At 40.5% G+C, this 15895-nt stretch carries 17 protein-coding genes; 11 read left to right on the forward strand and 6 right to left on the reverse strand.

Going from position 1 to position 15895, the window contains the following annotated elements:
* Positions 1-1227: a Zn-dependent hydrolase gene (locus ACZYRN_RS15990; protein WP_488912627.1), complete on the forward strand. Its 1227-nt coding sequence runs from the start codon at positions 1-3 to the stop codon at positions 1225-1227.
* 45 nt (positions 1228-1272) lie between these two features.
* On the opposite strand, the gene ACZYRN_RS15995 is transcribed toward ACZYRN_RS15990, so the two are convergent.
* From ACZYRN_RS15995 to ACZYRN_RS16010, 4 genes are all read right to left on the reverse strand, one after another.
* Complete coding sequence (locus tag ACZYRN_RS15995) at positions 1273-2535, reverse strand: Nramp family divalent metal transporter (RefSeq protein ID WP_488912628.1); 1263 nt, start codon at positions 2533-2535, stop codon at positions 1273-1275.
* 74 nt (positions 2536-2609) lie between these two features.
* Positions 2610-3272 (reverse strand): helix-turn-helix transcriptional regulator, encoded by a 663-nt coding sequence (locus ACZYRN_RS16000; RefSeq protein WP_488912629.1) that lies wholly within the window; start codon positions 3270-3272, stop codon positions 2610-2612.
* 17 nt (positions 3273-3289) lie between these two features.
* On the reverse strand, positions 3290-4264 hold the full coding sequence (gene glsA / locus ACZYRN_RS16005; protein ID WP_488912630.1) for a glutaminase A: 975 nt from the start codon (positions 4262-4264) through the stop codon (positions 3290-3292).
* 26 nt (positions 4265-4290) lie between these two features.
* Positions 4291-5241, reverse strand: a complete 951-nt coding sequence (locus ACZYRN_RS16010) for an agmatinase family protein (RefSeq protein WP_488912631.1) — start codon at positions 5239-5241, stop codon at positions 4291-4293.
* A gap of 360 nt (positions 5242-5601) precedes the next feature.
* Here ACZYRN_RS16010 and ACZYRN_RS16015 point away from each other — a divergent pair, with 360 nt between their 5' ends.
* The 10 genes from ACZYRN_RS16015 (at position 5602) to ACZYRN_RS16060 (ending at position 13770) form a co-directional block, all read left to right on the forward strand.
* A complete protein-coding gene (locus ACZYRN_RS16015; protein ID WP_488912632.1) occupies positions 5602-6216 on the forward strand; it encodes a chromate transporter in 615 nt (204 codons plus the stop codon).
* Positions 6216-6752, forward strand: coding sequence for a chromate transporter (locus ACZYRN_RS16020; protein ID WP_488912633.1), 537 nt, complete (start codon positions 6216-6218; stop codon positions 6750-6752). The genes ACZYRN_RS16015 and ACZYRN_RS16020 overlap by 1 nt, the downstream gene beginning before the upstream one ends.
* 225 nt (positions 6753-6977) lie before the next feature.
* Positions 6978-7397: a hypothetical protein gene (locus ACZYRN_RS16025; RefSeq protein ID WP_488912634.1), complete on the forward strand. Its 420-nt coding sequence runs from the start codon at positions 6978-6980 to the stop codon at positions 7395-7397.
* Between the two features lie 309 nt (positions 7398-7706).
* Positions 7707-8153: a riboflavin kinase gene (locus ACZYRN_RS16030; protein ID WP_488912635.1), complete on the forward strand. Its 447-nt coding sequence runs from the start codon at positions 7707-7709 to the stop codon at positions 8151-8153.
* 10 nt (positions 8154-8163) lie between these two features.
* Positions 8164-8421: a hypothetical protein gene (locus ACZYRN_RS16035; protein ID WP_488912718.1), complete on the forward strand. Its 258-nt coding sequence runs from the start codon at positions 8164-8166 to the stop codon at positions 8419-8421.
* Positions 8422-8585: 164 nt separating this feature from the next.
* On the forward strand, positions 8586-9665 hold the full coding sequence (gene sfnG, locus ACZYRN_RS16040) for a dimethylsulfone monooxygenase SfnG (protein WP_488912636.1): 1080 nt from the start codon (positions 8586-8588) through the stop codon (positions 9663-9665).
* Positions 9666-9909: 244 nt separating this feature from the next.
* On the forward strand, positions 9910-10959 hold the full coding sequence (locus ACZYRN_RS16045) for a lactonase family protein (RefSeq protein WP_488912637.1): 1050 nt from the start codon (positions 9910-9912) through the stop codon (positions 10957-10959).
* Between the two features lie 73 nt (positions 10960-11032).
* Positions 11033-11725, forward strand: coding sequence for a TerC family protein (locus tag ACZYRN_RS16050; RefSeq protein ID WP_488912719.1), 693 nt, complete (start codon positions 11033-11035; stop codon positions 11723-11725).
* Positions 11726-11872: 147 nt separating this feature from the next.
* Positions 11873-12556, forward strand: coding sequence for a FadR/GntR family transcriptional regulator (locus ACZYRN_RS16055; protein ID WP_488912638.1), 684 nt, complete (start codon positions 11873-11875; stop codon positions 12554-12556).
* The gene (locus ACZYRN_RS16060; RefSeq protein ID WP_488912639.1) at positions 12553-13770 is read left to right on the forward strand and encodes a CynX/NimT family MFS transporter; all 1218 of its coding nucleotides are present in this window, start codon (positions 12553-12555) and stop codon (positions 13768-13770) included. Before ACZYRN_RS16055 ends, ACZYRN_RS16060 begins: the two co-directional genes overlap by 4 nt.
* 67 nt (positions 13771-13837) lie before the next feature.
* On the opposite strand, the gene ACZYRN_RS16065 is transcribed toward ACZYRN_RS16060, so the two are convergent.
* Both ACZYRN_RS16065 and ACZYRN_RS16070 read right to left on the reverse strand, forming a co-directional pair.
* Entirely contained in the window at positions 13838-14377 is a 540-nt protein-coding gene (locus ACZYRN_RS16065; RefSeq protein ID WP_488912720.1) for a shikimate kinase, read from the reverse strand.
* A 93-nt stretch (positions 14378-14470) separates the two neighbouring features.
* Positions 14471-15820: a hypothetical protein gene (locus ACZYRN_RS16070; RefSeq protein WP_488912640.1), complete on the reverse strand. Its 1350-nt coding sequence runs from the start codon at positions 15818-15820 to the stop codon at positions 14471-14473.
* Between the last annotated feature and the right edge of the window lie 75 nt (positions 15821-15895).

Raw genomic sequence — 15895 nt, forward strand, 5'->3', positions numbered from 1 at the left:
ATGGCCATTAATCAAGCGCGTTTATGGAGTCGTCTTCATGAGCTGAGCCAGTTCGGAAAACAGGCAAGCGGCGGTGTTACCCGCTTTTCCTTTACGAAAGAAGAACGTCAGGCGAAAGATCTTGTGATGACGTATATGAAAGAAGCAGGAATGACTGTTTGTGAAGACGCGGCTGGAAATGTTATTGGCCGGAAGGAAGGTTCAGATCCTACAGCACCGGCCGTTTTAATCGGTTCACACATTGATTCTGTTCCAGAAGGGGGACTATTTGATGGTCCTCTTGGTGTGCTGGCTGGAATTGAAGTTGTACAGGCGATGAATGAAGCGGCTGTTGAAACGGTTCATCCGGTTGAAGTCATCGCCTTTACCGATGAAGAAGGAAGCCGTTTCGGTTTAGGCATGATCGGAAGCCGGGCGCTTGCTGGAACGCTTCATACAGATCAGTTAAATCAATCGGATAAAGACGGCATCACGATTGCTGCAGCCATGCAAAAGACGGGTTTATATCCGGATCGGATAGCTGAAGCTGCCAGGTCTTCAGAAACAGTCAAAGCCTATGTAGAGCTGCACATTGAGCAAGGAAAAGTGCTCGAACGGGCGGGACAGCCGGCCGGTGTCGTAACAGGCATTGCCGGTCCTTTATGGACAAGGTGGACGATTGAGGGGGAAGCAGGCCATGCTGGTGCAACACCGATGAATCAGCGGAAAGATTCTCTTATGACATCCCTTCAAATCATTCAATTTATTGAAGAAACAACGAAAAAATATGCAAATGCTGTAGCAACAGTCGGCCAAATTTCCGTCAAACCAGGAGGCGTCAATGTGATTCCCGGAGAGACTACCTTTACAATTGATTTGCGTGATATTGAAGAACGTGACCGCGATGAGATAGAAGAAGCCGTTACATCTTACGCACAGTCATTATGTGCGGATAGAGAAATGAGCATAAAAATAGAAGAATTGCAACGAGTAGCACCGGCTCCTTGTTCAAAAGAGATTCGTGCTGTGATGGAAGATGCATGCAGAAAACTAGGAATTAAGCCATTATCTTTGCCGAGTGGAGCTGGTCATGATGGCATGCAGTTTAATGATTTTTGTCCAATTGGCATGGTATTTGTGCGTTCTAAAAATGGAATCAGTCACAATCCATCTGAATGGAGCTCAGAGGAAGACTGCGGTGTAGGGGCTTCGATTTTATATGAAACAGTGCTGCGCCTCACCACATAAAAAAGAGCGTGCGGATTCATTTCCGCACGCTCTTTTTTTCTATTGTTATGCACCCATAAAGGCATTGATCGCATCAACAAGGCTATAAATACCAAGGAAAGTACAGATCAGTGCAACGATTACACCCGCAATATTTGCTTTCACTGAGTTTGTATAATTGCCAAGCCGTTTCTTATTGTTCATAACAATTAAGAGGAAAATAGAGATAAATGGCAATAAAACACCGTTTAAAGCTTGAGCGAAAAGAAGAACGTCCATCGGCTGAAGATCGATTGCAGATGAAACGATCCCGATGATCATAACTGCCACGAACACCATTTTGTAACGTTTGTCTTTCATGCCATTTTCCCACTTTAACACACTGCTAATGGTAATGGCTGCACCAAGTGGAGAGGCAATGGCAGAAGAGAGACCCGCCGCAAACAGTCCGATACTCATAAAGACTTTAGCCCAGCTGCCTAAAAGAGGTTCTAATTGGATGGACATTGCTGCCACGTTTTCGACTTCGACACCTCTCATTAACGTAGCGGATGTAATTAAAATGGCTGCCGTAATTAAACCGCCAAGACCAATTGAAATAATAATATCCCAGCGCGACTCTTTTAAATGATGCGGCTGATTCCATCTACTTTGTACTGTTGAGGAATGAATAAACAAATTATAGGGTACAACGGTTGTTCCAATAAGTGCAATAATAGTAAGAATGGATCCATCAGGAATAGCAGGAACGAATGCACCTTTAAATATTTCGCCAAGATCAGGCTGTGCTACAACCATTGTGGTAATGAACGTAAGACTCATAATGACGACGAGTACAATCATTACTTTTTCAATCAATTTATAACTGCCACTTAAACCAAGTATTAAAATGATGACCCCGACGATTGGACCAAGAACATTTTCGGGAATACCCGTTAGCGTTGTAAGACCGAGTGACGTACCGATTAAATCACCCGCTATGTAAGCAGAACAGCCAACCATAATAGCAATGATAACGAACCACATCGAGCCGAATTTTAAGATTGGCTTAGTGAATTGCTCCCGAATAGCATCCCCAAGACTTTGCTGTGTAATGATTCCAAGACGAGCCGACATTTCCTGCAAAATAATCGTTGCAATAATGGAAAAGACAACGGCCCATAAAATTGCGTAGCCGTAAGATGCACCGGCTCTTGTTGCGGTTGTGACCGTTCCTGGTCCAATAAACGAAGCGGTAATAATGGCGCCAGGCCCAATAATTTTTAACTTGTCTTTTAATGACCTTGGCCTGGAAGCGTTTTCTATTTTTGTGTTTGATTGGTTATCCATTTTTTCTGACCCCTTTATCTAGTATAAAAAAATTGTGAAAATATAATGCGTTATGAAGAACAGAGGCGCAATGGTCACGTCTCTGTTCGAGATTCCTCTAAATAATTGTATATCGTTTGTTTGGAAACACCGAGTACTTCCGTAATTCGATCCACTGATCCTTGAATGAGAAATGCGCCTTTTTCATCGAGTTGATTTACAAAGTAGATTTTATCTTCTCTGGACATTTTATCGATCGGCACATGAATATCAGCAAGAGTATTTTCAATTAAATTTTCAAATACTTCTTCGATATTCTTTGCGTATGATTCATTCATCGTTCGATCGATCTGATCAAGGTCATGTGTAACGGAAAATTCACTAATAATTTGATTGACCATAGCGAAAGCGGTCACATCAAAGTTAATTCCAAGAAAACCGATTACTTTTCCATCATAACTTCGAATAAAGGAAGTAGATGTTTTTAAAAATTTCCCATCGCGTGTCCGCGCTGTAAATCCGAGCATGTCTTCCACATCGTCACCGTAACGCCGAAGTTCTTTTAAGATGACTTCAGTTGTTGGTGCACCAATCTCTCTGCCTGTCACAGTTCCTTTAATATAAATGAGGGAAGATTGGACATTTCTTACATCATGGATGACAACTTCACAGTTGCTGCCGAATGTGGCTACAATCATATCAGCAATAGGAATGTAACTATGCAATATCTTTGTGTTTTCTTCGTTCAATAAGCTCATCTTATCACCAAATTAAATTAAAATATTTTGACATCGTACAGTTGAAGAAAATCTTCAAGCAGGCGTATTCCTTTTATGCTATTTCCGTGTGTATCAATGGCGGGGCCATAGATGCCAATACCACAGCCATCTGAGAAAAGCGGGTGACTGCGCAAAGAAGGAGGAACAACTGCAAGTATACCACCTGAAACACCGCTTTTCGCAGGAATTCCAACAAAAGCAGCGAATTTCCCAGAAGAATTATACATTCCACACGTAAACATTAATACTTTCGTTAATCGAGTGATAGGAGCAGGGATTAGCTGGATTCTTCGGACAGGATCGAATCCATCCAAAGATAAAATGAGACCAATTTTAGCTAAATCTTCGACTCTTATTTCAATGGAACAAAGGTTGATGTAGGTGAACAGCGTATCTTCTACACTAGAAGCAAGCAGATTGTTTTCCATAAGGAAATTGGCTAGCGCTCGGTTCCGATATGCTGTTTCCCACTCGGATTCAAAGACTTTTTTATTAATGGTGACATCTTTATCCAATAAAGAAGAAAGAAGGCGTGTCACTCCTTGAATTTTGTCCATAGGGGTAAGCCCGGGAAGCAAAGAAGCGACTGTGAGTGCGCCAGCATTAATCATTGGATTGAAAGGTTTCTTATTCTCATTTAGCTCAAAACGCAGCAAAGAATTAAAGGGGTCACCAGTGGGTTCTACATCTACCCACTCGAGAACATTCGATGTTCCATTATACAAACAGGCTGCCATGAACGTAATGACTTTTGAGATGCTCTGTAATGTAAAGGGAATGTGATGATCTCCGTTTAAATGGATTTTTCCATTGGGAAGCATAAGTGAAAAAGCTAAATAATCTGGGTTTACTACCTTTAGTTCAGGTATATAATTTGCACATTCACCAGACAAATTTTCTTTTAAATAAGCAATTTTTTCATCTAAAAAAAGAGTTAATTCATTTTCGACGTCTAAACGGTGAAGTTCCATCGCCATGCACCTGTGCTTTTCTTTAATTAATTATTTTTTTGATTTTTATTCAAAATTTCACCAGCTAAAGCGTATAAAATAATCATTGTAGCAAAGTGAGCTGACAGTTGAGTTGGATCTTGTTGCGGATAAACTTCTACAAAGTCCATGCCTGCAACGCCGAGTTTACAAATTTCATGAACGAGCGTTAATAGTTCATGCGAAGTAAGGCCGTTTCCATCAACTGGACCGCCTGGATTAAAAGCGAAATCAAGCACATCACTACAAATGCTTAAGTACACACAGTCTACTTCTTTACTTGCCATTTGGTGAATTTCTCTTGCGTAAGCTTTTAAATCTTTTTGAGCACGGATGTCATTGATTGTAATTGTCACAGCACCCGCTTCTTTTGCATTACGTCCGCTTTCTGGCGTGTTTCTTGGACCGTGAATACCTGTATGAATAATGTTGCCATTTGGTACGGCATCTAATTCATAAAGTCTTGCAAATGGGCTGCAACGTGCATATTGGTCTCCATTGTGAGAAGGGAGGTTATCATAATGCGCATCTAAATGAATGATGCCCACTTTTTTTCCTTGGTTTGTTAATGCTTTTGCAATTGGGAATGTTACACCGTGATCGCCGCCTAAACCGATAATAAATTTACCGCTTTCAAATAATTTTCCAGCAAATTCTTCAATGCGGCGCATCGTTTCGTCAACATCTGCAGGTACAACATCGACATCTCCAGCGTCGCCGAGTTTCACATGTTCCAGCACATCGATATGATCAAGTTCAGGTAAGTAACCACTGTAGCGTGCTGAACAAAGTCGCATTACTTTAGGACCTAATTCACAGCCAGTATAATCGCCCCATGTAACAGCACCTTCCCAAGGCACACCATAGATGACTGCGTCTACATCGTTCATATTTTTATCTTTAGATATATTTTTTGCTCCAAGAAAACAAGGTGTATTACCATAGATGTTATTTGACATTACTAGCATTCCTTTCCAAATTAGAGAAGTAAGTAATCATTCTGATTGACTATTTAATCGTAATTTCATTTTTATAAAAAGTCAATTTAAATTTTAAAAATAATAAAATTATGAGAATCATCTGAAAAAAATAGGTATTTAATCATTATTTTAATACATAAAAAGGAAGGTAATAGTCGTTTTAGTTATTTTTTCAAAAAAATAACACCTGATAAAATCCTTGCAAATGGGAATATCGGTTCACGTTTATATTATATACCCATTACTTTTTTCTCATCCTCTTAATAATAGAAAAAACCAGGGATTTAAAAGGCAAAGGTGCTAAAATGATAAGAGAATTGACAAGAATGAGGTGATTTTATGAAAAAAAAATGGGCATTCCTTTTCGATATTTTCCTTACTTTTTTTAAAATTGCACCGATCACATTCGGCGGCGGCTATGCGATGATTCCAGTTATAGAACGTGAAGCAGTCGAGAAAAAAGAGTGGCTTAAGAAGGAAGAAGTGACGGATTTATTTGCACTTGCCGGTTCGATTCCTGGAGCCATTGCGATCAATTCAGCTACGTTTATCGGTTACCGGATTGCCGGTGTTGCAGGTGCCCTTGCGGCGACGATTGGCGTAATCATTCCCACATTTGCAATCGTTGTGTGTTTAAGTATTTTCTATTTGTACTTTCAAGATCATCCGAAAGTGGAAGCGGCGTTTGAAGGCATTCGCCCAGCTGTTGTTGCGATGATCGTTTTTGCTGCTTATAAGATGAGAAAAGGTGCTGTCGTTGATAAAACGACATTTGTTGTTGCTGCATCATCTGTTTTATTGCTGCTATTTTTACATGTTCATCCGGTTATGATGATCGCGCTAGGTGCTGTCGCTGGTATTTTATTAATAGGTTTAAAAGACAAGCTTGGCATGGAAACGAAAGTCGACGATCACGAACAAAACATAGACTACTTTATGGGAGCGGATATTTAATGATATGGCTGTTGTTTAAGACTTTTTTTATGACCGGACTCGTCTCGTTTGGCGGTGGATATGCCATTGTTCCTGTTATTGAAACAGAAGTCGTGAAATATGGATGGATGAGCACACAAAAATTTACTGATATTATTGCGATTGCCGGTATGTCACCTGGCCCAATTGCAACAAACACGGCAATTTTTATTGGCTACCAAATGGCGGGCATTGCCGGTGCGGCTGTTTCAGCACTTGCAATGGTGCTGCCGTCGCTTCTGCTCGTCTTACTCGTCGCTCTCTTTTTTTATAAATTAAATCATAACCGTATCGTGCAGTCTGCGTTTTACGGATTGCGTCCGGTTGTGATCGGATTAATCGTGTTTGCTGCCATTAAATTTTCTCTTTCTACTGGGTTAGTTGCTGCATTTTCACTTCATACATTAAGTTTGCTTGCTATTTTTGCAATATCGCTATTTTTATTGATCAAAAGAAACGCACATCCGGCGTATGTTATTGTTATGGCAGGGCTGATTGGTATGGCCTTTTATTCTTGAAGCTGCCTCGAATGGAGAGCAGTTTTTTTATTTTTTAAAAATTCATCTTCTATTACTTGAAATGTGGAAGGACACTCTTTCGCTATTTTGACAAATAGAGATTGCCTCCCTTGACATTGAGAATAATTATCATTTAAAATCATATTAGATAATGATAATCATTTTCAGCGAAAGAACAAGAAGAGTCTAAAAGAAATACCTTATGGAAGCAAAGGAGAGAAGAGAATGCATCGATATTTCATTGTAGCTAAACCATTTGGACATCAAATCGACTGCTTTTGTCCAGACGGAGAACATACAGATTATATTATTCTTAATAAAGCAGATGTTATTGAAATAACAAATGAACGTAAAAACATGCTGGAGTATGGATGGTATTTTATGATCATTATTAATCATCATCAACATTTTTATATAGCACTTGAAGACTTGGACAAATATTTCATTGAAGGACGAATGACGTCTCTGTTTGATTTAGAGTTACAAATAATTTATCTGAACTATCAAATTGATAAAGCCCTTGATGAGGGAGATAAAGCATCATTTTTAGCGGAAACGAAAAAGTTAAAAGAAGCAAGCATCCTTCAGGCACATTTGCAGCGCTTTTTACATAATGTTGTGGAAAACCAAATAATTTATGAGTGAAATTGATCAGAAGGAAAGAAAATAGTCATTAGGCAAGGAGTAAAGGATGAATCAATTACAATCATGAAAGAGTAGGCTGCTTTTTGGAAAAATCGAGAGTAATTGATAAAGTGAAGGTCTTACTGCCTGTTAATACGGAATAAAATATATATATAATTTAAAACCAACTTGACTAATAGGATTAATTGGCATATAATAAGCGTATTAGTATAAAAGCCGACTGGACAACTAGAGGCTCCCCACCCAAAGCGTGATTCGCTTTGGGTGGGGAGCCTCTTTTATTTTAATCATGAAACAGGAGGATAAAAGATGGAAAATGAACAGGTCATTCAGTTTCTTCATAACGAGCAAGTGATTAGAGGCGAAGTGGTTCATGGTATGAAGGCGGGCAGAAAGCTTGGATTTCCGACTGCAAATCTTGCTCAATCGCCAGGCGAACTTGAAAATGGTGTGTATGGCGTATATGTCCGTGTAAATGATCAGATTCATGCGGGAGTCATGAATATTGGCGTAAAGCCGACATTTGGCTCTGAATTTAAACGGATGATCGAAGTTCACCTGCTTGAATACACAGGAGACTTGTACGGAAAAGTAATTGACTGCGAATTTGTATTTAAAATAAGAGACGAACGGAGGTTTCCTTCATTTGAATTTTTAACGCGTCAAATTAAGGAGGATGTGCAATATGCAAACGAAGCCTTTCATCACATCAGTGCCCAAAAAGGCAGCAACCATCAAACACAGCGAGTATCTTAATTTGCCCAATGTGCGCTTTTACAACTGGTGCCGTGAACAGTACGGATTGAATAAAGGCGTCTTTCATACAATTGATGACTGGTTTTATGAATACGGGATCGTGAATATATTATCCCGGCGCATATACTTGCTGGCGTTTCTTGAATATGCAAAAGCGTCCGGAATGAAACAAGAAGATCATAAATTTCTTCGTTTCGGAAATGGAGGGCTTGTGGTCAAATTACGTGAGTTTCTGCAAATTCAAGAAGATGAAGTGTATACGATTTAAACGTTGCACATAGATAATTAAAGTTGCACGATGAAGTGACTGTAATATAACATCAATAAGATTCAAAACAACTAGCTAACTGGTCAACCAGAGGCTCTTGTCATTTCCTTATCTGAGGAAACTAACAGGGGTCTCTTTTATATTAATAAAGAGGAGGAACATTCGTGAGTTTACAATTTGCCTTTTGGGCTCCAAACGTAAGTGGAGGTCTAGTGATCACAGACCTACCGCAAAAAACCGGCTGGTCATTTGAAGATAATAAACGCTATGCACAAATTGCGGAAAAAGTCGGCTTTGATTATGTGCTGTTACAAACCCGTTTCTTTGCAAGCTACGGAGCAGAAAATCAATTAGAAGCTGCTTCACTTGCTTCTGCTCTTGCTGCTACAACAAAGAAATTGAACATCATTACTGCTGTACTGCCTGGTTTATGGCATCCCGGTGTAGTCGCTAAAATGATCTCAACAATTGATCAAATTAGTAACGGGCGCGCTTCGGTAAATATTGTGAGTGGTTGGTTTAAAGGAGAATTTAATGGCTACGGTGAACCTTGGCTTGACCATGATGAACGCTATCGCCGTTCTGAAGAATTTATCGAAGTCCTTCGTGAATTATGGACAAAAGAAGCAACAACATTTAAAGGAGACTTCTATCGTCTCAATGAAGCACCGCTCAAACCAAAACCAATTAATCCGCCAAAAATCTTTCAAGGTGGAAACTCAAGAGCGGCAAAAGAAATGGCTGGACGCGTATCCGATGTATATTTCATGAACGGTAATACGCTGGAAAATATTAAAGAGCAAATTGAAGAAGTAAAAGCATTACGAAAAGAAAATGGCGGTGAAAATATTCAATTTGGCGTCAATGGGTTTGTCATCGTTCGCGATACAGAAGAAGAAGCGAAACAAGTGCTGCGAGATATCGTAGCTAACGCAAATAAAGAAGCGGTTGAAGGCTTTGGAAGTGCAGTCAAAGCTGCAGGCGCATCTTCACCTGAAGGAAAAGGGATGTGGGCAAACTCCTCCTTTGAAAACTTGGTTCAATACAATGATGGCTTCAAAACAGGTTTAATCGGAACTGCTGAGCAAGTCGCTGACCGTATTATCGAATTGAAAAAAATCGGTGTCGACATCGTTTTAACAGGATTCTTACACTATGATGAAGACCTGCAAGCATTCGGAGAAAAAGTCATCCCGCTCGTCAAACAAAAAGAAGGACAATTAGCGGGGAAACTTACCGTATAAGCGCCAATAACAAAGCAAAAACGATATGAAATCAAATACTGGATGAAAATTTGGAAAATCAAAAAGCTAGCATTTAATATAAAAAAGCCGTCCCTTACGTGGTGGCTTTTTTTCTGTGAATTTTTTATTGAAAATAAAAAATATTCTAATAAATAGAAGGGTATGCTTTTCTTTTTACTATATCTCACACTAATTGTCGTATATAATGATAGAGAGGAATATAGATAATACAGGAGGCACTAGGATGACGGTATATACAGGATTTATAGGGACCTATACGAAAGAAGAAGGGAAAGGTGTTTATTCTTTTCAGCTTGATACGGATAAAGGCGAGCTGCTTTCTGCGGCCGTTGCAGCAGAAGTAAACAACTCGACGTACGTGACGATTAGCGAGAATGAACAATTTTTATATGCGGTCGAAAAAGGCGGAAAAGGCGGTGGCCTTGCATCATTTAAAATTATAGATGGACAGCTTGAAAAGTTGAATGACGTGCTTGAGAGTGAAGGGGTCCCTTGCCATGTAACCGTGAATAAAAGCGGTACACGTGCATTTACGGCACAATATCATACAGGAACGGCGGAAATGTACAGTGTTGATGCAGAATCGGGAAAACTGATTGATTTGCTCGATGTGGCAACACATACTGGGACAGGTCCTAATATAGATCGCCAGGAAAAAGCACATACGCACTTTTTCGCATTGACACCGGATGAACGGTTCGTGGTGGCGATCGACTTGGGAACAGATGAAGTGATTACATACGAAATTGCCGGTGAAGATCTGTTGAAAAAAGCGGTGTTTAATACAGAACCAGGGGCGGGTCCGCGTCATCTTGTTTTTCATCCATCAGGAAAAGTTGCTTATGTGATGACAGAACTTAGCAATGAAGTGGTTGTTTTGGCATTTAATAAAAATGATGGAACATTTGAAAGCCTCGCTTCTCATAAAACAATTCCGTCTAGTTTTACCGAAAACAGCCAGGGCAGTGCCATTCGTATTTCAAAAGATGGCAGATTCCTCTACGCAGGCAACCGGGGCCATAATAGCATTGCGGTATTTGAAGTGATCAATGACGGCCGAGATGTTACGTTGATAGAAATTGTTTCGACGAAAGGCGATTGGCCGAGGGACTTTGACCTTGACCCAACGGAACAGTTCCTGGCAGTGGCACATGAAAAGACACACAATGTTGTGTTGTTTAAACGAAATACAGAAACAGGCCGATTAACGCCTGCAAATTCAGAAGTAAACGTTCCTGAAGGAGTTTGTGTAACATTTTTGAGTGGAAAATGAGTGAAAGAAGGCTTTAATAGTGGAAGCAATCAATAGTATTATCCGTACGTATGCTGCATTTTTTGACTGGGAAATGTGGGTGCAGGTGTTGACAGATCCCGTGAGTTGGGGACTGATTGGCACGCTCATTGTTCTGGAGGGATTGCTGTCAGCGGATAATGCGCTTGTGCTCGCAGTAATGGTGCGTCATCTGCCAGAAGATAAGCGGAAAAAAGCGTTGTTTTATGGCCTTCTCGGTGCTTATATATTCCGGTTTATTGCCATTGGGCTTGGGGTCATTCTCATTCAGCTCTGGTGGGTGAAAATAGTAGGTGCGCTTTATCTAGCTTGGCTTTCATTTAATCATTTTCGATCTTCAGGAGTGGAAAATGAGCCGAAAGAAATGAATAAAACAGGATTTTTAATTCGGCTTTTCGGTCCATTTTGGGGAACGGTTGCAGCGGTTGAATTGATGGATATTGCCTTTTCAGTGGACAGTGTACTTGCGGCATTCGGCGTCAGTCAGGAAATCTGGGTCTTGCTGCTAGGCGGCATGCTGGGTGTCCTTATGATGAGGACAGTAGCTGGCGTATTTATTAAATTAATTGATAAAATACCGGAGCTTGAAACAACTGCATACGTATTGATTGGTATTATCGCAGCAAAAATGATGCTTAGTGTGTTCCATATTGAAGTAAGTCATACACTATTTTTTATCATTTTAGCGGTGGCCTTCGTCGGTACGTTTATTGTTCATTTTGTTAAAAAAAGAAAAAGCCTTTATTAAAGCAATCCCGCCATTTAATGGCGGGATTTTATTGTTTCAGAACGGATTAATTACCATAGGAATGGAGTTAGGCTATGTATCTTTTCCACGATGCATGATAAAATCAAATCGACCAATCATCCTACAAATTTAAAAGGAGAACGTAAAGTGGATATAATCAAAGCAAAACGGTCGTCGCTTGTTGAGCAGGTCGTGCTTCAAATCGAGGCATTGATTGAATCAAAAACGTGGTCTGTCGGTACACGTATTCCCCCAGAAATGGAGCTGATGGAGCAGTTTGGTGTAAGCCGTAATACGCTCCGCGAGGCCATTCGGGCCCATGTTCATGCAGGACTTTTGCAGACAAAGCAAGGCAGCGGAACATATGTGAGAGCCAGAGCGGTTCTTGGCGCTTCCTTTCATAAACGTCTGGAGACATCCACGCTTCTTGAAACGTTGGAAGTTCGTCACGCACTTGAGCGTGAAGCAGCGTGGCTTGCCGCGGAACGGCATATAGAAGACGAAGCTGCGCATATTCAAAGATGTCTTAAGGCGTGTAAAGAAGCAGCGGATCTGCACTCGTTTGCGGAAGCGGATATTGCGCTTCATCACGCAATTATTGCAGCATCGCATAACCGAATTTTAATTGACTTATATAGGAGTCTGGCAGATTCTCTTCATGCTTCTGTCCATGATTTAACAGACATGAATTTACATACGGAAGCCGATCCGGGTGCCCATGAAGCGCTTGTTCAAGCTATTATAGAGCGGCAGCCAAAAAAAGCCGCTGCCATTGTCAGCGAGGATATCGATCGCCTGAAAAACATGGTTTATTCGGAGGAAGATAGATGAGTATGCAGGCATTGATAAAAGAGGAAAGAGAACGATCAAAAGCAGGGCAGCTGCTTTTACTATTCAGCATTATTTTACTTGCATTAAATATGCGTTCACCTATTACATCGATTGGACCGCTTACAGCAATGATTCGGGACAATCTTGGTATTTCGAGCACGGTAACAGGCGCTCTGACGACAGTTCCATTGCTTGCTTTTGCGGTCTTATCACCGTTCGCCTCAAACATGGCGCGTAAATTTGGCATGGAAGTTGTCTTGTTTGGTGCCCTGCTTGTTTTAACTGCAGGGCTTGCCTTACGGCCGATTGGCAGTGTGACAACACTATTTATCGGCACTTTACTTATCGGCATTGCCATTGCCCTTTGCAATGTACTAATGCCGGCATTTGTAAAAAGAAATTTTGCTCATCAAATTGGTTTAGTGACAGGATTTTATGCGATGTCGATGAACTTGACAGGCGCACTCGCTTCCGGTTTCAGCATTCCGATTGCGGCATCGAGTGATCTTGGCTGGCGGGCAGCAGTCGGGTTCTGGCTTATCCCAGCGGGCATTGCCATTACTGTCTGGCTATCACAGATGAAATACATTCGTCATCCAATTAAAACAGAAAAAAGTACATATAAAAAAACATCGCTTTTGACTTCATCACTCGCGTGGAAAATTACTGCGTTTATGGGCATTCAGTCGCTTTTATTTTATTCGCTCGTCGCCTGGCTTCCAGAAATTTTGCAAGAACAGGGTATGAGTGCTGGCGCTTCAGGATGGATGCTGTCAATGATTCAGTTTGCACAGCTGCCAGTCACATTTATCGTGCCCATTATTGCAGCGAAGATGAGCAATCAGCGGCCGCTTGTGGTGATTACTGCTTTGTTAATGACTGTTGGCTTATGCGGCATTTTACTGGGCTTGACAGAATTCGTTCTTTTATGGGTCATCATGATTGGCACCGGGGGCGGATTTGCATTTAGCCTAGCAATGATGTTTTTTAGTTTGCGTACACGAAATTCATTTGAAGCAGCAGATCTGTCAGGAATGGCACAATCTGCTGGCTATTTACTCGCAGCATCGGGACCTGCCCTATTCGGTGCTATGCACGATTTTATGAATGGCTGGACACTGCCGATTTTATTACTCATCGGGGCATCTGTCTGTTTATTTATGGTTGGCATGGGGGCGGCAAAAGAAGGATATGTGTCAGAGAAAACGGTTTAAATGAATAAAAAAAATCCCGCCATGACTAAAATGGGGGATTTTTTTATTGGCCTTGTTTACGAAGACGTCAATTCGGCTCGTACATATCCCATGCAAGCTTCAATGAATCAACGATGAAATCAGCTACTTCTTCTGCAGAACGCTGATTAACTGTCAACTTTGAATGGTTAATGGAATAGGCATCTTGCCGTTTATAAAATAATTCTTTAATCTCCTCAATGTTCCGGCTTTGTAAAACAGGGCGATTATCGATTAAAATGCTCAAACGTTCTTTCCATTCGTCCCATGTTACGTCTAAATAAAACACGATACAGTTCGTTAAACAGGATTCGCGAATTTCCGGCTGCAGGAAGGCCCCGCCGCCGATCGAAATGACTTTTAATTTTTGTTCAGTGAGCGCACACGTTTTTTTCTTTTCATAATCACGAAAGAACGCTTCACCGCGCTGCGCAAAAATTTCTGGAATCGTCATGTCGAAATCTTTTTCAATTTCTTGATCGACATCAATGAAACTGCGATATAGCTTTTTTGCAACGAGCTCGCCGATCGTCGTTTTGCCAACCCCCATAAAACCGATTAGCACGATGCTTTTTTGTCTGACAGACATGCGCACATTGTTCAATGTAAACACTCTTTCCTCTAAATGAATTACATTTAAGTATAGTACAGCAAGGACACGCCGTAAATATTATTTCGAATTTCACAAAAATAACCCAATGCCGTAAGCAATAAAAATACTGCTGATGATATACAAAAGCGCAAATGGGAGATTCCAGCGCATAATTTTAATCGGATTAATTCGCAGCAGATCCGATAAGATCGAGACCGATAAGTTAAATGGACTATACATAACAGTGGCTAAGCTGCATGTGATTAATACAATCGTCAATGGAATCGATGAGACAGCAGGCAAAATAGGGCGCAATAATTCCCCAAGTAAGGTAATTGATACGAGGGGGTGGAAACCGATTAATGAAGTTACGAAAAAATATAATCCAATCGTAAAATAAAAAATTAATATCCGGTCTGATACACTGCTAAAAGCTGTCTGTAAAAACGATAAGGCTCCGGACGAAGACAGCATATTTACGAACAATCCAGCGCTTAAAAACATAAAGAAATAATTTGACAATCCACTTGCCCGCTCTTTCCAGTGTGGGATCGTCACTTTGAAATAGCGCTTTTGCTTTTTAATGAAAAGGGCCCATGTAATCGAAACGGGGATAATAACGACAACAACAGAAAGTAAGTATCCTTTTTGAAAATAATGTTGGAACAAGGATGTTAATAAAATAAAAATGAAAAGCATGAAAGCCATTTCGAGTATTTTTTTGCGTACTTTTGCGGATGATGGCTGCAGGGCATCTGCGATATGTAAGCCGAAAGGGCGATATTTATAAAAAGAAAGAGTATAATCAATCATCGCAAAAAGGAATACAATCATCATTAGGGGCAAAAGAACTTCGTAATATGCATGGCCAGTCATATCAAGTGAGGCGCTGACTAACACTTCCATCGGACTCCAGGACAAGCATAGGGCATAGCTGCGCAATAAATTTTGTGATAAAAAGGCATGGGCTTTCTCTCTAGGCAGCTGCTTTAACGTATGATGAAGGGAATTTTTCAATACCGCGATCATCGCAATATTTAAAAACAATCCGAGTACATGCGAGACGAGAAAACTGCGTTTATAAAGCTGATCAAACCGATCTGTGTTATGACGGAGAAGCAAATTCAAATTTGTATCGTAATGCCCGACATGAATAATCGAATTTAAAAAAGGCAGGACGAGAAACAAAGACATAACGCCCAGCATGGAATCAAAATACAAGAAAAATGTATGCCATGGAAGATCTTGAAATAGAAATAACCCAGTGCCGGTCAATAAAAAAAGCAGTCCTGAATAAAAATAAAGTCCTTTTGAACGTGTAGATGCGAGAAGGATTGCACTGAATGCGATCACACCAACTGCATAATCAAGAGCATCAACATCGATAAAAACAGACAACATATATAAAATGATAAGTGCGGTATACGTATAGACAATCATCTAATCCCTGCTTTCTAAACAGTCGAAATCAACATAATCGTAGCAAACTTCTGTTAGTACGTCTATATGGATAAG

Source organism: Domibacillus sp. F004 (genome assembly GCF_057814295.1).